This window comes from Streptomyces sp. MZ04 (assembly GCF_004684775.1).
Taxonomy (GTDB): domain Bacteria; phylum Actinomycetota; class Actinomycetes; order Streptomycetales; family Streptomycetaceae; genus Streptomyces.
In genome coordinates this window covers 1-17492 of the sequence record NZ_SRIC01000083.1, presented here as the reverse complement: position 1 = coordinate 17492, position 17492 = coordinate 1, and the positions used below count along the sequence as shown (strand labels likewise).

Here is a 17492-nt window from a genome sequence, read left to right as displayed (position 1 = left end):
AGACTAATCAGGAAGCCGTGATCTTGACCCCGTCGATCACCCAGTACCAGTTGTTGCCCCCGGTGTAGCGGAAGCGGACCTGGGCCTTGCGCGCGCCCGAAGGCACATCGAGCCGGACGCTCTCGACGACGGAGGGCGTGTCCGCCGTGTACGTCTTCACCGCGACCGGGGCGCCGCCGTCGTACGAGACGAGGACCTCGCCCTTCTGCGGGGCCTCCTGGCGGTAGTACGTCGTGTAGGTGAGCGTGGCGGGGCGGCCGCCCGTCACGTCGTAAGCGGGGCTGATCAGTGTCGAGTCGAAGGTGCCCGAGACGGTCTTGTCGGACCACTCGTCGCCGTCGGCGACCGCGAAGACGTTCCGGGCCCGGATGTTGTTCTCGCGCTGCTGGTCGCGCTCGGTCTTCGTCCAGAACTCATCGGTCGTGAAGGACCAGCCGCGCCACTCGGTGATGCCGCCGGTGCCCATCCTCGCGTTGTCGACGCTCCAGCCGCTGGGCGGTGTGTGCGTGAAGCCGATGACGCCGGAGCCGATGCCGCCCTCGTCGACCGGGCCCGTCAGCTCGGCCCGCAGGGAGTCGAAGGCGTCCGGCGACGGCTGCTGGATCGGGCGGCCGTCCAGGCCCCAGGCCGGGTCGATCGCCACGCCCAGGTGCGCGAGCGCGCTCACGGCGATGTCCGGCATGCGTACGTCGTGCCGGACCGAACCCGCGGTGACCGTGCCCCCTGTGGCGATCATGAACGTCTGGCGCTCGGGCCAGCTGGAGCCGCCGTGGCCGCCCGGGTCGGTGTGCCCGTGGTCGGCGGTGATCATGATGAGCCAGTCCTCGTTCCCGTACGTGGCACGGGACTTGACGGCGCCGACGATCTGGCCGACCTGGGTGTCGGCGCCGTGGATCGCGTCGAGGTAGCCCTGGCTCGCGGCGCCGCTGCCGTGGCCCGCGTGGTCGATGTTGTCGAGCTGGACGAAGACGGCGTCGGGGTTGCCGTTCCTGACCTCGGCGACGGCGCGGCTCGTGGTGCCCGCGTCGTACTCGGCGGACGGCGTGGAGACCCGGGCGTCGACCTTCGCGGAGAAGATGATGTCGGTGATCGGGTTCCAGGACGCGACGGCGTACGTCCGCAGCGCGGGCTTGGTGGCCTCGATACGGGTCATGAAGTCCGGGTACTTGGCGAGCTGGTGCCCGGTGAAGTCGTTGTTGAGCACCTTGTGCTTGTCGGGCCAGACGCCGGTGATGAGCGTCGACCAGCCGGGGCCCGACGAGGTGGGGGCGAGCGGGTTGGCGTAGAGGGCGCTGGGGGCGGTGAGACCGGCCGACATCAGCGCCTTGAGGGCGGGTGCGTCGGCGTCCTTGATGCGGTTGAGCAGGGCTCCGTCCAGGCCGATGACCAGGACCTTGGGGGTTCTCGCCCGGCCCTTGGCGGCGGCTGTTGCGGCGCCGGCGAGCGGGCCCGAGACCGCGAGCGCGGCGGCCGAGACCAGGAGCGAGCGGCGGGACATGCCTCGGGATGTGCCTCGGGATATGCCTTGCGACGACACGTGTTCCTCCAGCTGGAGAGGGTGTGTGGGGAGGGGCGGCGCACACCAACGCCCCTGGTTCTCCAGGGGCGTTGGGACCAGACCTGTTACCTTTTCGCTATCTTGGCGCACGCGGCGGGGCGGACACCAGGACTCTCGCGATGAACACTTGGACCGAAGGGTGAACGGTCAGCTTCCGGTGGCCGACTTCCAGTCCTCCACGTACGTCTGGAGGTTCTCGGAGATGTCGGCCCAGTCCGGCTCGAAGACCTCGACACCCTCGACGATCTTCTCGAGCGCGACCGCGTTGGCGTCGGTGGCCTTGATGTCCTTGCGCGCGGCGAAGCCGCCGCCGATCTCGCTGACCTGCTGCTGCGCCTTCTGGCTGAGCAGATAGTCGAGGAACTTCTTCGCGTTGGCGTTGTGCGGGGCCTTGCTGACGAGACCCGCCGCGTACGGCAGAGCGAAGGTGGTGCGCTTGCCGCCCTCCTTGGCCGGGAACCAGATGCCCAGGTTCGGCATGTCCTTGGACTGCGCGTAGTTCATCTGGACATCGCCGTTGGCGGCGAGCAGCTCGCCCTTGTCGACCTTCGGCGCGAGCTTGCCGGTGGAGGCGGAAGGACCGACGTTGTTCGTCTGAAGCTTCTTCAGGTAATCCATGGCGGGCTTCTTGCCGCCGAAGTCGTGCATCGCCTTGATGAGCACGGCGGTGCCGTCGCCCGCGACGCCGGGCGTGGAGTACTGGACCTTGTCCTTGTACGAGGAGTCGGTGAGGTCCTCCCAGGTCTTGGGCGCCTTGCCGCCGCCGAGCTCCTTCTTGTTGTAGATGAAGCCGAAGTAGTTGTTCACGACGGAGGTCCACTTGCCGTCGGCGGCCTTGTCGGCGCCGTCGACCTCCTCCGACCCCTTGGGCTTGTAGGCCTGCAACAGGCCCTTCTCGTCGGCCTGTTGGATGAACGGCGGCAGCGTGATGATGACGTCGGCCTGCGTGTTGGACTTCTCGCGGACGGCACGCTGCACCATCTCGCCGGAGCCGCCCTCGACGTAGTTGACCTTGATGCCGGTCTTCTTCTCGAAGTCCTTGAAGACCTGGTCGTACCAGCCGTCGCCGTTCTCGCCCTTGAGGCCGTCGGCGCTGTAGACGGTGACTTCCTTGGCGTCGGACGCCGAGGAGTCGCCGCCGCAGGCGGTGAGCGATCCGGCGAGTACGAGGCTGCCGGAGACGGCGGCGAACGTTCTGATGCGCGTGGTGTGACGGGACATGACGTTTCCTACTCCTTGAGGCAGTTCAGCGATAGGAGGCGCGGGTGCGGATGCGCGAGACGGCGAAGAGCACGAGCAGCGTCGCCGCCATCAGGACCACCGCGACGGCCGCACCGGTGAAGAGGGAGCCGCGGTCGGTGGCCGCGTAGATCTGCACGGGGAGCGGCATCCAGTCCGGCGGGTAGAGCATCATCGTGGCGCTCAACTCGCCCATGGAGAGCGCGAAGCAGAGCCCGGCGGCCGCGTTCAGGGACGGCAGCAGGAGGGGCAGCTTCACCTTCCACAGGACGTACGAGGGCCGGGCGCCGAGCGATGCGGCGGCCTGTTCGTACGCCGGGTCGAGACGCACGATGGCAGCCGAAACCGACTGGTAGGCGAACGCCGTGACAAGAATGGTGTGCGCGAGGATCACGATCCAGCGTGTGCCGTTGAGGATCATCGGCGGCTTGCTGAACGCGACGAGGATCGCGAGGCCGACGACGACGGACGGCACGGCGACGGGCAGCACGAAGAGCGTGTCGAGCACCCTCTTGCCGCCCTTCTTCAGTGAGGCGGCGGCGAGCGCGGCCCAGGATCCGACGGTCAGCGCGAGCAGGCTGGCGCCGCCGGCGGTGAGCAGGCTGGTGGTGAGCGCCTCGAGAGATTCCCCGCGGGTGGCGGAGGAGTAGTGCTCGGCGGTGAACCCGGAGGGAAAGGCCCCCGACCAGTGCGACGAGAACGACGCGGCGAGGATGACGAGCAACGGCAGCGCGAAGAGCGGAAGAAAGAAGAGAAAGAAAAGAACCCAGGTGGCCCATTTCCCCTTGCGGCTATGCACCAACACGACGGCTCACCACCCGGTAGAGGCTGTAAAGGCCCACGGAGATCGCGATGTTGACCACGGCGACGACACAGGCCGCCGGATAGTCGGATTCGAGAATGGCCTTGCTGTAGACGAGCATCGGCAGGGTCGTCACGCCCTTCGCCCCGGTGAAGAGCACGATCCCGAACTCGTTCAGACACATGACGAGTACGAGGCTGCCGCCGGCGGCGAGGGCGGGCAGCGCCTCGGGCAGGATGACCCGCCGGACGATACGGGCGGGCTTGGCGCCCAGGCTGGACGCGACCTCGATCTGCGCGGTGTCGATCTGCGAGAACGCGGCGAGCAGCGGGCGCATCACGAAGGGCGTGAAGTAGGTGATCTCGGCGAGGAGAACACCCCAGGGCGTCGTGAGGAACTGGAACGGCCCGTCCCCAGCCCCCGTCGCATCCGTCCATATCCCGTTGGCCATGCCCTTGGTGCCGTAGATGAACAGCAGGGCGAGGGTGATGAGGAAGGACGGAAAGGAGAGAAAGACGTCGATGAACCTGGCGACGGCCTTTCCTCCCGGGAACGGCACAAAGGCGATGACCAGTGCGAGCGCGAACCCGAGCACAAGACACCCCACGGTCGCCCCCACGGCCAGCCACACGGTGGTCCCGAGCGCCTCCCGAAACGCCTCGGAGGCGAACACATCGGAGTACGGCTGAAGGGAGGTCCCCCCGGTGTCCGGCTGCACGGACTGCTGGACGACGAGGGCGAGGGGGTAGAGAAAGAAGAGCGCGAGGAGAGCGATGGGGGGCAGGGCCCACACCCACCTCGGTACTTTCAGGGGCGGCTTGTCCTTCCGCTTGTCCTTCCGCGCGGGCGCGGTCAGCGTGGCGCTAGCCATCGGTCACCCCCGCCCCCAGCAGCACCCCGTCCTCGGAGGCGAAGTGCAGGGTGACCGGGTCGCCGAGCGAGGGCGGGGTCCGAAGCTCCCGGAGGTCCGCCTTGACCCTGTGCCCCGCCACATCGACGTACAACCGATGCGTGGCCCCCCTCCACTGCACCTCGGCAACACTGCCCGTCAGAGCATTGGGCCCGTCACCGAGCCCGACCAGATGCGGCCGGACGCACAGCGTGGCGGCCGCCCCCACCGCGGCCTCCCCGGTGTCGACCTTCAGCGAAGCCCCCGCGAAGGAGACACCCCCGTCCCCGACAGTCACCGGCAGCAAATTCGCATTCCCCACAAAGGACGCCGTGAACTCACTCCGAGGCGCCCGGTAAAGCTCCTGCGGAGTCCCGCAGTCCTGCAGCCGCGCGCGGTCCATGACCGCGATCCGATCGGCCAGCGTCAAGGCCTCCACCTGGTCATGGGTGACGTACAGAATGGAGACGTCGGGCAACTCCCGGTGCAACCGGGCGAGTTCCGCCAGCATCCCCGACCGCAACTGCGCGTCCAGCGCGGAAAGCGGCTCGTCGAGCAACAGCACCCCCGGCCGGATGGCCAGCGCCCGCGCGATCGCGACCCGCTGCTGCTGCCCTCCGGACAGTTCGCGCGGAAACCGCTTGGCGTACGCCGCCATCCCCGTCATGTCCAGCGCTTCGGCGACCCGCCCGGGAATCTCGGACTTGGCCACCTTCTGCGCCTTCATGCCGAAGGCGACGTTGTCCTCGACCCGCATGTGCGGGAAGAGCGCGTACTGCTGGACGACCATCCCGATGCCCCGCCGGTGCGGCGGCAGAGCGGTGACATCGTGTTCCCCGATGAACACCCGCCCGGACACGGGCTTCACGAACCCGGCGACGGCCCGCAGCGCGGTCGTCTTGCCGGATCCCGAAGGCCCGAGCAGGGCCATGACCTCGCCGGGCTCGACGGTCAGGTCGAGCGAGTCGAGGACGGTGTTCTTGCCATAGGCGACCGAGACATGATCGAAGCGGATACCGCTGCGTGCGGGGGTGCTGTCACTCATGCGTCAACACCCCTGAGTATCGCGGGGAGTTCGGCGACGGAGCCGAGTACGTGCGTGGCACCGGCGCCCCGCAGCGCGGCATCGTCGTGCGCCCCGGTGAGCACCCCGGCGACCACACCGGCCCCGGCCCGCACCCCGCTCTTCATGTCGTACGCCGTGTCGCCCGCGACGGCGATCTGCCGGACGCCGTCCACCGCCGCCGTCCGCAGGAACGCGCTCAGGACCATGTCCGGATACGGCCGCCCGCGACCGCCCGCGTCGGCGGGGCACAGGGTCAGCTCGACCAGGTCACGCCAGCCCAGCGCATCCAGGATGGCGTCCTGGGTGACGCGGGCGAAGCCGGTGGTCAGGACGACGGTCCGCCCCTCCCCCCGCAGCTCCTCGATGGCTTCCCGGGCCCCGGCGACCGGCGCGATGCGCCCGCCGTCGACCAGCTCCCCGTACGCCTTCTCGAAGGCCACGTTGGCACGCTGGGCGAGGGCTTCCTCGCCGAACAGGTACCGGAAGACGGAGATCTTGGACTCGCCCATGGTGGCGCGTACGTAGTCGAGCTTCGCGGCGTGGTCGGCCGATCCCGGCTGCACGCCGAGCTCCTGCGCGGCGACGGCGAAGGCCTGCTCGACCAGGCCTCCGTCGGCGACGGTGGTCCCGGCCATGTCAAGGACGACCAGACCCATACTCTGCGCGGTCAACTCACTCACCATCCCAGCTCGTCGGCGGTCTTCTCGGCGATCGCGGGCGAGCAGGTCATGCCGCGCCCGCCGGGCCCGGTGACCAGCCACACGCCGTCGCGCACCTGCTGCCGGTGCACGACCCGGCTCGTGTCGACGCACTGCGCGTACACCCCGGCCCAGCGCCGCTTGATCTTCGGCAGCGGCCGCCCGAGGAAGCCCTCGACGACCTCGGTGAGGTGGTCGTAGGGGTCTTCGAGGGTGTCGAAGGCGAAGGGGTGCTCGTACTCGTGGGTGTCGCCGATGGTCAGGCCGCCGTCCGCGCGCTGCACCATGAGCAGCTGCATCTTGTGCGCGGCGGCGGTCGGGGCCTGCGCCTGCCCGGCGTTGAGCGCGTCGAGGGCGTCCGACTTGTACGCCGGGTAGTAGCGGAAGCTGTCCGCGTCGGCGACGGAGGTGGTGAGCGCCTCGCCGAGGGGCTCCGTCTGCATCATCTGCAGCCGCACGCGGCGCACGGGCAGGTCGGGCCCGGCCAGCTCGCGCACGAGCCCGCCGAGCCAGGCGCCGGTGGCGAGCACGACGACATCACCGGTGTGTACGTCACCGTGGTCGTCCCGCACCGCGCCCTCGCCGACGACCTCGCGGACCTCACGCCCCGGCAGGAAGGTGTAGCGCGGGTTGGCCAACAAAGCCTCCCTCAGCCGGAGTTGAGCGGTGCGCGGCTCCACGGCGGCATCCCGCTCGCACCACAGGGCGGCGCTGAACCCGCCGCGCAGGGCGGGGTTGAGCGCGCGGGCCTCTGCGGCGGTGAGCAGCTTGTAGCCGCGCTCGGCCGCGTCGGGCCGGGTGAGCGCGGCCTCGGCAACCGCACGCTCGCGCTCGTTGCGCACGAGGGTGAGGGAGCCGTTGGCCCGGAAGCCGAGGCCCGGCACGCGCTCGCCGATGCCCTGCCAGAGCTCACGCGCCCGCAGCGCCGTGTCGAGCTCCTCGCCGCCGGCGCGGCCGCTCACCCATATCTGCCCGAAGTTGCGCAGTGAGGCTCCTCGGGCCTCGGTCTCTCGCTCGATCTGTACGACCTCGTGGCCGCGTTCCACTGCGTGCCAGGCGTGCATGGTTCCCACCACGCCGGCTCCTACGACGATGACTCTCACGACGGCAACGCTCCTGGGGACGGGTGGCCCGCACGGGACCGGACGGCAACGGGACGGTGAACGGCCACCCAAGGTTGGCCTAGACCCGTTACGTTCTCGTTATCGTCGTGGATCGGTCGAGGTTCGGGGAGGCGAGGTTCAGCCGTTGTCGCTGTCGCCGCCGCTGTCGCCGCCGCTGTCGCTGTCGCTGTCGCTGTCGCCGCGGCCGCCCAGGTGGGTGGTGAAGGAGAACCGGTCGCCCCGGTAGAGCGTGCGCACCCGCTCCAGCGGCCGGCCGGAGGTGTCGCGCGACACGCGGTGGATCAGCAGCATCGGGAGCGCGGGGGGCGTACCGATGAGCAGCGCCTCGCGGGGCGTGGCCAGAACCGTCTCGATGCGCTCGTCGGCGTCGCCGAAGGAGATGCCGAGCCGGTCGCGCAGATAGGCGTAGAAGGAGGAGTCGGGCTCGAAGTCACGGTCGAGGTCGGGGACGCGCGCCACGGAAACGTACGTACTCTCGAGCCCCACCCTTTCGTCATCGGCGAGCAGCACACGCTCCATGTGCCAGACGGGCTCGCCCTGCTCGACGCCGATCTCGGCGGCGAGGGCCGCGGGGGCGGGAAAGCGGTCGAGGGAGATGAGATTTCGGCCGGGAGTACGCCCCTGCCTGCGCACCCCTTCGGTGTAACTCGCCAGGGAGAGCGGCTGCTCCAGCTTGGGCCCGGCGACGACGGTGCCCCGCCCCTGCCTGCGCAGCCGCCCTTCGAGCAGCAGCTCGCGCAGCGCCTGCCGCACGGTCTCCCGGGCGACCTCGTACCGCACGGCGAGATCCCGCTCGGTCGGCAGCGTCTGCCCGTCCCCCAACTCCTCTATCAGGGCGGCGATCCGGGCCTTGACGGCGTAGTACTTCGGGATGCGCCCGTGCTCGGGGATGCCGGAGCGGATGGGCGCGCCGGGGGCCTGATCGAGCAGGTGGGCGGGCGGATGCGGGGAGTTCGGGGAGTTCGGGTTGTCCACGGAGGGATGTTCGCAGACGTGGGTGAACTGGAAGGTGAACGGAGGGTGCCGCGCCTCGCGGGCGGCGACCGGGCCCCGTCAGGGGCGCGGGGAACCGCGCGACCAGCCACGGCGCACCCGCAGATTCTGCACCGGCCTTCCAACGGGGGCACGACCGCTCGCGGCCACCATCAACGCCTCCTGCCCGCGAGAAATCGCCGCGCCCCCACCATCAAGCCCCAGCCTCCGAGGAAGCACGCCACGGCGACCGCACCGACCCGCAGGAGCTTGCCCGCCCCGGTGGCGGCGAGTTCATCCGCGTACCAGGAACCGTCACCGGCGGCCGCGTCGCCCTCACGACCACCGCCATCCGCACCCGCCGTATCGTCACCGCCCCCGTCCCGGCCCCCGTCGGTGTCGGCTCCGTCCTCGCTGATGGCGAACGGGTAATCCCGTGACTCCCCCACCCAGTCACCGTCGTCGTCCCGGCGCTGGACGATCGCGGCGGAGACCACGGCTCGCTCGGAGCGCGCGTCGGAAGTGAAGGAGAGCCGCACCTTGACGGTGAGGCGCTTTCCCGCGCCGACCGTGAATCCGGGGAAGTCACCCTTGCCTCCGTCGCCGAAGACGCCGACGTTCTCGTCGCGGTCGGTCCGCTCGAACCGTACGGGCCGCCACCGTGTGCCGTCGTGGAACTCCAGCTGAATCTGCCGGGGCCTCAACTCGCGCTCCCGGTCGACGATGACGACGACCGGGTGAATGTTCGCGCAGACTCCCCTGCTGTCATTGCCCAACTCGACACCCCAGCGACGGAAGCCACCGCCGGGTTCATAACCACCGGGCCCGCCCACGATCCGGGCGCCGATCGGAAACTCCCCGTGGACGACGGAGTCGCAGGTGGGCTGCGGGGCGTACGGCTTGGCGGCGGCCGGCGCGGGCGCCACCCCCGCCACGACGGTGACGGCCGCGGTGGCGCCGAGGGCGAGGGAGCGGCGGAGTCGCATGTGGGGCCTTTGCTGAGCGCGGAAACGGGCGGACGGGCGGACCGTTGGCGAACCGGGCGGGCACCGGCAGCCACCGGCCATGGGCCGAGACCTTGCCACGCGCGCGCGATCCCGCCGGTCCCGCCACAGCCCCATGCGCCCGAGTGGCGGCGCCAACTCCCCTGATTCAGCGGATCTTCGGTCAAGTCCGATTGGCCCAGAATTCAGAGCCCGCCCGGCGCCCAAGGGCAGCGCCCCGCAGGGGCGCGGGGCTGTGACATGTGCGGCTCCGCCGCATGGGCGCGCCCAGCCACATCGCACCTGCGGACAAGCACAGACCGAGGACCAGCCCGCCCGGCGCTTGAGGACGAACTCGGCGAAGCCGGTGATACCCCGGTTCGGCAAAGCCCCCGCTCAAGCAAGGCGCAGCTACCCCGCCCGCCCGAACACCGGCGCCAACACCAACTGCGCCGCGCCCTCCGCCACCCCGCGGTCCCCGCCCGAAGCCACCGCGACCGGAACCTCCGTGTCGCCGCCGCCCCTTCGGGCGCGCTCGGTGACGACCTCGCCGACTCCGCGTACGAAGGACCCCTCGGCCGCGAAGACTGCTCGGCCGCCCAGGAGTACAAGGTCGATGTCCAGCAGGCTCACCAGGTTCGCCGCGCCCACGCCAAGGGCGCGGGCCGCCTCGGCGGTGTCGCCGCGTGCCACCGCCGCGAGGCACAGTGCCTCGATGCAGCCGCGGTCGCCGCAGCCGCACCGCGGGCCGTCCAGCTGGATCACCTGGTGGCCGAATTCGCCGGCGCCGGTCCGCGCGCCGCGGTAGAGGCCGCCGGAGAGGACGAGGCCCGCGCCGAGTCCCGTACCCAGGTGCAGGTAGGCGAAGGACTCGGCGACGCCGCCCAGGGCGAGGCCGAGCGCGGCCGCGTTCGTGTCCTTGTCGACGACCACCGGCAGCCCAAGCCGCCCGGCGAACGCGTCCCGCAGCGGAAACCCGTCCCACGCGGGGAACCCGGTCACCCGGTGCAGCACACCGTCCACATGGTCCAGCGGCCCCGGCAGCGCGATGCCGACGCCGAGCAGCCGCCCCGGGTCCGCGGCGACCAGGTCCCGCACCACTCCCGCAGCCGCCTCGACCACCGCGTCCGCACCCGCGCCGAAGTCCAGCGGGGCCCGGCGTTCCGCGACCACCCGTCCCGTCAGGTCCGCGAGCACCGCGGTCAGTTCGTCGCGGTCGAGGTGGAGGCCGACCGCGTGACCGGCCTCGGGGACGAGACGAAGCAGCGTCCGCGGCTTGCCCCCGGTCGACGCGCGGCGGCCCGCCTCCGCCGCGAGTCCCTCCGTACGCAACCGTGCGGTGATCTTGCTGACGGCCTGCGGTGTGAGCCCCGTGCGCTCGGCGATCTCCAGGCGGCTTATGCCGTCCCCGCCCGCGGTGCGCAGCAGGTCGAGCACGAGGGCGGCGTTGTGCCCGCGCAGCGCGAGCAGATTCACCCCGGCGCCCGCCCTGCCGACACCGCTACCACTACTCCCGCCACCGGTACCACTACTACCGGCACCGGCGCCGACCACCCTCGCATCATCAGTCCTGTTCACACCCCCATTGTCGCCCGCGCTTGCGCTTTGGCAACAGCGTTGCTTAAGTGGAACGCATGACTGGTACAGGCTCCCCTCTCCGCGTGGCCCTCATCGGATACGGCCTCGCGGGCTCCGTCTTCCACGCCCCGCTGATCGCCGCCACCGAGGGCCTCGCCCTCGACACGGTCGTCACGTCGAACCCCGAGCGCCAGGCACAGGCCCGCGCCGAGTTCGGCGACGAGCTGCGGTTCGCCGCGACGGCCGACGAGCTCTGGGACCGCGCGGACGAGCTCGACCTGGTCGTGATCGCGTCGCCGAACAAGACGCACGTCGCGCTCGCGACCGCCGCCCTCAAGGCGGGCCTCCCCGTCGTCGTGGACAAGCCGATCGCCGGCACGGCCGCCGAGGCCCGCGAGCTCGCCGCGCTCGCCGACGACCGCGGCCTTCTCCTGTCCGTCTTCCAGAACCGCCGCTGGGACAACGACTTCCGTACGCTCCAGAAGCTCGTGGCCGACGGCGAGCTCGGCGACGTATGGCGCTTCGAGTCCCGCTTCGAGCGCTGGCGTCCGCAGCCCAAGGGCGGCTGGCGCGAGTCCGGGGACCCCGAAGAGATCGGAGGTCTCCTCTACGACCTCGGAAGCCACGTCGTCGACCAGGCCCTGGTCCTCTTCGGCCCCGCGAAGTCCGTGTACGCCGAGTCGGACATCCGCCGCCCCGGCGCGGCGGCCGACGACGACACGTTCATCGCGATCACGCACGCGAGCGGCGTCCGCTCCCACCTGTACGTCAGCGCCACCACCGCCCAACTCGGCCCGCGTTTCCGCACGTTGGGCTCGACGGCGGGCTACGTGAAGTACGGCCTCGACCCGCAGGAAGCAGCCCTGCGCGAGGGCGATCGGCCTTCGGGCGAGCAGCCTTCGGGCGAGGGCGCCTGGGGCGTCGAGCCCGAGTCGATGTGGGGCCGCGTCGGCTCCGGAGAGTCCCCGCAGACCGGCGGCGGCACCCCGGTCGAGACCCTGCCGGGCGACTACCCGGCGTACTACGCCGCCGTGGCCGCCGCTCTCCGCGGCACCGGCACGAACCCGGTCTCCGCGTACGAGGCCGCAGCAGCCCTCGACGTCCTGGAGGCGGCCCGCCGCTCGGCGCGCGACAGCGTGACGGTGATCGTATGACGACGGCCGCCGCACCGACCGTGGACGACCTCGAGTCCCAGGAACTCCGCCTGGTCCTCCCCCAGTTCACGTATGAAGACGCCTGGGCGCTCGGCAGCCTCCTGGTCGACCTGGCCCGCGAACGCCGGGCCCCGGTGGCGATCGACATCACCCGCGGCGGCCAGCAGCTCTTCCACGCGGCCCTGCCGGGTTCGACCCCGGACAACGACGCCTGGATCGCCCGCAAGCGCCGCGTCGTGGAGCGCTACGGCTGCTCGTCCCTCCTGGTCGGCACGCGTTTCCGTGCCAAGGGCACGACGTTCGAGGAGTCCTCACGCCTCGACCCGGACGTGTACGCGGCACACGGCGGCGCGTTCCCCATCGCGGTGACGGGCGCGGGGGTGATCGGCACGGTGGTGGTGTCGGGCCTGCCGCAGCTGGAGGACCACGCGATGGTGGTGGAGGCGCTGGAGCGGTTCGCGTAAGCGCCCCCCTGAGGGGCTGCCCCTAAGGGGCGCCCCTCAGGGGCGCGGGGAACTGCGCGACAAGCCACGACGCACCCGCAGATGAAGGGCTACGCCCCCTTCAGCTCCTGCCGCTGCCTACCCAGCCCCTCGATCTCCAGCTCCACAACATCCCCGGCCCGCAGATACGGCTTCGGCTCCGGCTGCCCCATGGCCACGCCCGCCGGTGTCCCCGTATTGATCACATCACCCGGGTACAAAGTCATGAACTGGCTTACGTAGCGCACCACTTCAGCAACCGGGAAGATCTGCTGGGCGGTGGTGCCGTCCTGCTTCAGCTCGCCGTTGACCCAGAGCTTCAGGGACAGCGCCTGCGGGTCGGGCACCTCGTCCGGCGTCACGAGCCACGGGCCCAGCGGGTTGAACGTCTCGCAGTTCTTGCCCTTGTCCCAGGTGCCGCCGCGCTCGATCTGGAACTCGCGCTCCGACACGTCGTGCGCCACCGCGTACCCGGCGACGTGCGCGAGCGCCTCCTCGTCGGACTCCAGGTAGCGCGCGGTGCGCCCGATGACGACCGCGAGCTCGACCTCCCAGTCGGTCTTGACCGACTTCCGCGGCACGAGGACGGTGTCGTCGGGGCCGACGACCGTGTCCGCCGCCTTGAAGAAGACGACAGGCTCGGCGGGCGTCGCGGCCCCCGTCTCGGCCGCGTGGTCGTGGTAGTTGAGCCCGATGCACACGACCTTGCCGATCCGGGCCACCGGCGGCCCGACCCGCAGCCCCGCCGCGTCGAGCACGGGCAGCTCGCCCGACTCGGCGGCGGTCCGGATCCGGTCGAGGGCGGCGGCGTCGGCGAGCAGCGCGCCGTCGATGTCCGTGACGGTCCCTGAGAGGTCCCGCAACGTGCCTTCGGCGTCGAGCAGCGCCGGGCGCTCGGCCCCCGCCGTACCGACTCGCAGCAGCTTCATGGTCAATCTCCCTTGGTCGAGCGCGGGCGGTCTGCTCTGACCGGCCGCGTGGCCAGGCCTCCGACGGGTTGCGGCCATCGGAGGTTTGGCCGATCCTCCAAGGTCAACGTCCACTCCGCAAGACCCTGTTCAAGGAGCGGACCGTTACCCGGCAGTAGCAGCCAGCGCCCCCGCCCCGGCCCCGTACGGCATGTCCCGGTAGAGCACGGCCCGCTCGACGGCGCTCCAGGTGGTGCTGGTGACGACGTACAGCGCGGCGGCCAGCGGCACGAAGGCGACGGTGAACAGCGTCATGAAGGACATGAGGGGCATGACCTTGGTCATCGCGGCCATCGCGCCCATGCCGGGCATCTGCTGCCCCGCGTCACCGGCGGGCGTGGCCGCCGCGCTCGCCGCACTCGCCGCCATCTGCTTCTTCGTACGGAGGAAGTTGAAGGTGGCGACGGCCGCGACGATCGCGAAGAGCGCGAGGTAGACAAGCCCCTGCGCCCCGAAAACCCCGCCGTCACCGAGCGCGTCGGCCCACCGCCCACCGAGGGGCGCGGCGAAGAGCTTGTGATCAAGCAGCGCGTTGGCCTCGCCGCCGATGCTCGTGCTGGAGAACAGGTGGTAGAGCAGAAAGAACGCCGGGAGCTGGAAGAGGCTGGGCAGACACCCGGAGAGCGGCGAGACCTTCTCCTCCCGGTGCAGCTCCAGGACCGCCTTCTGCAGCTTCTCGGGGTTCTTGGAGTGCTTCTTGCGCAACTCCGCGATCTGCGGCGACAGCTTGGCGCGCGCCTTCTGGCCACGGGCCGAGGCCCGCGACAGGGGATGGACGAGGAGACGTACACACGCGGTGAAAAGCACGATGGCGGCGGCCATCGCGGAGCCGTGGAAGACGGGCTGGAGCAGATCGGCGATGGAGCCGACCAGGTCGGCGAAGAGTGACATGAAAGCGGACATGGAGGAACCCTCCGGGGGTCTCGTCGTACCGGGAAAAGTGCTGATTTCCGGCGTGACGGCCCGCGTGGAGGGCGCTGCTCAGTGGTGGCTGTGCGCCCCTACGCGGCCGTCAGGACGAGACGGCCCGGCGCTCGAGGTCGCCTGCGCCCGGCGGCGTCGGGGTCGCGCTGCGGCAGAAAGGCCGTGCGCTTCTCGCGATCGCGGATGGCCGTACGCACCCGGGTGCGGGGCACGGCGGGCGCGCAGCGCGCGGCGATCAGGGAGCAGACGGCGAGCGCGGAGCCCGCGGCGGCGGTCGCGGCGAGCGCGACGGCGGCGGTGAGGCTGCTCGCGTCGAGGAGGACGACTTCGACGAGGAGGAAGAGCAGCAGCCCGGTGGGCCGGAGGGCGGCTTTCCAGCTGCGGATCATGTCCTGCATCGATCCGACCCCCCTCTCCTTGGCTGGCTCTCCCCGCTGATACGACATATCGCGTACTGCGTACCGCATATCGCGTACTGCCGTTATACAGGATCGACCTCGACGGCCGTAAGGAGCCTCCGCGGCGCGAGCAGCGCCCGGCTGACCGGATCCGCCGGGTCCGGATCGAGCCCGGGGCCCGGCACCATCTCGACGTCCTCGACGGGTACGAGGATGCCGCAGGCGGAGCAGTCGCCGACGACCCCCAGTTCCGTGCCGCAGTCCGCGTGCCGGAAGTACCGCAGCGGCTTGCTCTCCGGGAAGTTGTCCCGCCCCCAGCTGCCGAGCGCGCGCAGGGTCGGCCAGAGCGCGCGCCCCCGCTCGGTCACGACGTACTCGTGCCGCGAGGGCGCCTGCGCACACGGCCGCTTCTCGAGGACCCCGGCCGCGACAAGCGTCTGGAGGCGCGAGGCGAGGACCGCGCGGGGGATGCCGAGGTGGACGAGGAAGTCGTTGTAGCGCCGCACGCCGTAGAGCGCGTCGCGGACGACGAGCAGCGTCCAGCGCTCTCCGACGACCTCCAGCGCGCGGGCGATGGAGCACTCCTGCGCCGCGTAGTCCTTGCCGAGAGCCATGGCCCCACTGTAGCCACTTTCCCGCTTCTAGGTTCAGTCACTGAACTTGACCTGCTACGGTCACCTCTGTCGCCAAGTTCAATGACTGAACCTAGAGCTTTGAGAACCCGATCTCACGTGCCCCTGAGGAGCAGACCAATGTCACGGCTCGCCGCACGCACCGCACCCCCCGCCCCACCCGTGGCCGCCCCTCCCTCGATGGACGCACGGCCGGGCGCCACCCTCACCGTCACCAGCGCCGCCACGGCCGTGGCCCTGATGACGTACACCGCGCCGATGGTCACGCTCCCCGACACGGCCGCATCCCTGCACACCCCGCTCTCCGCCCAGGCCTGGCTGCTCAACGGCACCCCGCTCGGCCTGGCGGCCCTGCTCCTGGTGGCGGGCAGCCTCGCCGACGACTACGGCCGCCGCCGGATCTTCCTCTCCGGGACGATCGCGCTGGGCATCACCACGGCGCTGGGCGCCCTCGCGACCTCGACGTGGCTCTTCACCCTCGCCCGAGTCGCCCAGGGCGCGGCGAGCGCGGCGATCCTGGCGGCCAGCCTCGGCCTGCTGGTGCACGCGTACCCGGCGGGCCCCGGCCGGGTACGGGCGACCGGCGTCTGGGGAGCGTTCGTGAGCGGCGGCATCGCGGTGGGCCCGGTACTGGCGGGCGGCGTCGCATCACTGGCCGACTGGCGGTGGTCGTACGCGGTGTTGGGGACGGCGGCGCTGGCGGTGGCCGCGTTCGGCCCCCGCGCGCTGACGGAGTCCAGGGCCCCGCGAGGCGGCGGCCGCCCCGACCTGGCGGGTTCGCTGACGCTGGGCCTGGCCCTTGTGGCCCTGGTGGCGGCGCTGACGCTGGGCAGGGACGGGTGGCTGCGGGCGCCGGTGGCGTCGTTGCTCGCGCTCTCGGTCCTCCTCATCACCGCGTTCGCCGCGGTGGAACGCCGCACGACGTCCCCCATGCTCGACCTGCGCCTCCTCCGCCAGGCCCCGTTCCTGGCATCGTCGGCGGGCGCCTTCTTCACGGGCTTCGCGGTGATCGCCTTGTTCAGCTACCTGCCGACCCTCCTCCAGCAGACGCTGCCGCTGTCGGCGATGAGCACGGCGGCACTGCTGATGATCTGGTCGGGCACTTCCTTCCTGGTGGCCCTGCAGTCGCGCCGCCTGGCGGGCAAGGTCTCGCCCCGCCACCAACTGGCGCTGGGCTTCGTCCTGCACGCGGCGGCGGTCCTGACGATGCTCCCCGCGGCGGCGTCGGGCCCCTGGCCCCTGCTGCTCCCCGGCCTCGTCGTGTCGGGCGCGGGCAGCGGCTTCCTGAACGCGGCGTTGCCGCAGCTGGCGGTCTCCTCGGTCCCCGCCGAGCGGGCGGCGATGGGTTCGGGGGCGAACAACACGGCGCGGTACATCGGCTCGGCGGCCGGCGTGGCGCTGATGATCGCGGTGTCCACGTCGTCGGGCTCGCCGGGGCACGGGGCGCGGGTGGCGCTGGTGGTGTCGGCGGGCCTTGGGGTGGTGGGGGCGGTGAGCGTACTGCTGCTGCGGAAGCGTGGTTGAGGCCGCGGCCTACCGGGGCCTACCGGGGCCTACCAGGGCCTACCGGGGCCGCATGGACCGCAGCTTCCCCCAGACGATGAGCCGGTACTTGGAGGTGTACTCCGGGGTGCAGGTGGTGAGGGTGATGTAGTACCCGGGCGAGCTGTACCCGTGGCCGGGCTTGACGGCACTGCGCGGCACGGGAGCGATGACGCCGCTGTCACGGGCGGAGGTCTGGGGGAGCACCTTGTCGACGACGTACGTATACACGGCGTCGCGGGTCTCGACGACCAGCTCATCCCCACCCCGCAACCGATCGATCCGCCGAAACGGCTCACCATGGGTGTTCCGATGCCCGGCGAGGGCGAAGTTCCCGGCTTGCCCGGGCTGGGCGGTGCGGCTGTAGTGCCCGACGTACCCCTTGTTGAGTACGCCGCGCTTGCTGACGCCTTCGGCGACAGGCACCCGTATCCCGATGCGGGGGATGCGGAGGACGGCGTAGGCCTGGTCCCAGCGGGGGGC

The 17492-nt window shown here is 71.1% G+C and carries 18 protein-coding genes; 3 read left to right on the top strand and 15 right to left on the bottom strand.

The window, feature by feature from the left end:
• Nucleotides 1-7: 7 nt before the first annotated feature.
• From E2651_RS19140 to E2651_RS19095, 10 genes are all read right to left on the bottom strand, one after another.
• On the bottom strand, nucleotides 8-1498 hold the full coding sequence (locus E2651_RS19140; RefSeq protein WP_135332392.1) for an alkaline phosphatase family protein: 1491 nt from the start codon (nucleotides 1496-1498) through the stop codon (nucleotides 8-10).
• 207 nt (nucleotides 1499-1705) lie between these two features.
• On the bottom strand, nucleotides 1706-2779 hold the full coding sequence (locus tag E2651_RS19135; protein ID WP_135332391.1) for a 2-aminoethylphosphonate ABC transporter substrate-binding protein: 1074 nt from the start codon (nucleotides 2777-2779) through the stop codon (nucleotides 1706-1708).
• A 25-nt stretch (nucleotides 2780-2804) separates the two neighbouring features.
• Nucleotides 2805-3602, bottom strand: a complete 798-nt coding sequence (locus E2651_RS19130) for an ABC transporter permease subunit (protein ID WP_135332390.1) — start codon at nucleotides 3600-3602, stop codon at nucleotides 2805-2807.
• The gene (locus tag E2651_RS19125) at nucleotides 3589-4470 is read right to left on the bottom strand and encodes a 2-aminoethylphosphonate ABC transporter permease subunit (protein ID WP_135332389.1); all 882 of its coding nucleotides are present in this window, start codon (nucleotides 4468-4470) and stop codon (nucleotides 3589-3591) included. The genes E2651_RS19130 and E2651_RS19125 overlap by 14 nt, the downstream gene beginning before the upstream one ends.
• The gene (locus E2651_RS19120; RefSeq protein WP_135332388.1) at nucleotides 4463-5533 is read right to left on the bottom strand and encodes an ABC transporter ATP-binding protein; all 1071 of its coding nucleotides are present in this window, start codon (nucleotides 5531-5533) and stop codon (nucleotides 4463-4465) included. The genes E2651_RS19125 and E2651_RS19120 overlap by 8 nt, the downstream gene beginning before the upstream one ends.
• Nucleotides 5530-6210 carry a phosphonatase-like hydrolase gene (locus E2651_RS19115; RefSeq protein ID WP_245238997.1) on the bottom strand — a complete coding sequence of 227 codons (681 nt, stop codon included), beginning with the start codon at nucleotides 6208-6210 and terminating at the stop codon, nucleotides 5530-5532. Before E2651_RS19115 ends, E2651_RS19120 begins: the two co-directional genes overlap by 4 nt.
• A 20-nt stretch (nucleotides 6211-6230) precedes the next feature.
• Entirely contained in the window at nucleotides 6231-7355 is a 1125-nt protein-coding gene (locus E2651_RS19110; protein WP_135332386.1) for a TIGR03364 family FAD-dependent oxidoreductase, read from the bottom strand.
• Between the two features lie 138 nt (nucleotides 7356-7493).
• Nucleotides 7494-8351, bottom strand: coding sequence for a GntR family transcriptional regulator (locus tag E2651_RS19105; protein ID WP_135332385.1), 858 nt, complete (start codon nucleotides 8349-8351; stop codon nucleotides 7494-7496).
• A 170-nt stretch (nucleotides 8352-8521) separates the two neighbouring features.
• On the bottom strand, nucleotides 8522-9334 hold the full coding sequence (locus E2651_RS19100) for a hypothetical protein (RefSeq protein WP_135332384.1): 813 nt from the start codon (nucleotides 9332-9334) through the stop codon (nucleotides 8522-8524).
• A gap of 408 nt (nucleotides 9335-9742) precedes the next feature.
• Nucleotides 9743-10909 (bottom strand): ROK family transcriptional regulator, encoded by a 1167-nt coding sequence (locus E2651_RS19095; RefSeq protein ID WP_245238995.1) that lies wholly within the window; start codon nucleotides 10907-10909, stop codon nucleotides 9743-9745.
• A 56-nt stretch (nucleotides 10910-10965) separates the two neighbouring features.
• On the opposite strand from E2651_RS19095, the gene E2651_RS19090 reads away from it, so the two are divergent.
• Both E2651_RS19090 and E2651_RS19085 read left to right on the top strand, forming a co-directional pair.
• Nucleotides 10966-12063, top strand: coding sequence for a Gfo/Idh/MocA family oxidoreductase (locus E2651_RS19090; protein WP_135332383.1), 1098 nt, complete (start codon nucleotides 10966-10968; stop codon nucleotides 12061-12063).
• The gene (locus tag E2651_RS19085) at nucleotides 12060-12527 is read left to right on the top strand and encodes a heme-degrading domain-containing protein (protein ID WP_135332382.1); all 468 of its coding nucleotides are present in this window, start codon (nucleotides 12060-12062) and stop codon (nucleotides 12525-12527) included. The genes E2651_RS19090 and E2651_RS19085 overlap by 4 nt, the downstream gene beginning before the upstream one ends.
• An 89-nt stretch (nucleotides 12528-12616) precedes the next feature.
• Here E2651_RS19085 and E2651_RS19080 read toward each other — a convergent pair whose 3' ends face one another.
• From E2651_RS19080 to E2651_RS19065, 4 genes are all read right to left on the bottom strand, one after another.
• Nucleotides 12617-13474 carry a fumarylacetoacetate hydrolase family protein gene (locus tag E2651_RS19080; RefSeq protein WP_135332381.1) on the bottom strand — a complete coding sequence of 286 codons (858 nt, stop codon included), beginning with the start codon at nucleotides 13472-13474 and terminating at the stop codon, nucleotides 12617-12619.
• 144 nt (nucleotides 13475-13618) lie between these two features.
• Complete coding sequence (locus E2651_RS19075; RefSeq protein WP_135332380.1) at nucleotides 13619-14416, bottom strand: YidC/Oxa1 family membrane protein insertase; 798 nt, start codon at nucleotides 14414-14416, stop codon at nucleotides 13619-13621.
• Nucleotides 14417-14514: 98 nt separating this feature from the next.
• A complete protein-coding gene (locus E2651_RS19070; RefSeq protein WP_135332379.1) occupies nucleotides 14515-14835 on the bottom strand; it encodes a DUF6412 domain-containing protein in 321 nt (106 codons plus the stop codon).
• An 83-nt stretch (nucleotides 14836-14918) separates the two neighbouring features.
• Nucleotides 14919-15449 (bottom strand): helix-turn-helix domain-containing protein, encoded by a 531-nt coding sequence (locus E2651_RS19065; protein ID WP_135332378.1) that lies wholly within the window; start codon nucleotides 15447-15449, stop codon nucleotides 14919-14921.
• A 198-nt stretch (nucleotides 15450-15647) separates the two neighbouring features.
• Here E2651_RS19065 and E2651_RS19060 point away from each other — a divergent pair, with 198 nt between their 5' ends.
• Entirely contained in the window at nucleotides 15648-16991 is a 1344-nt protein-coding gene (locus E2651_RS19060) for an MFS transporter (protein WP_245238993.1), read from the top strand.
• Between the two features lie 39 nt (nucleotides 16992-17030).
• Here E2651_RS19060 and E2651_RS19055 read toward each other — a convergent pair.
• Nucleotides 17031-17492 (bottom strand): class E sortase (locus E2651_RS19055; protein WP_135332376.1); only part of this gene is annotated, 462 nt, incomplete at its 5' end.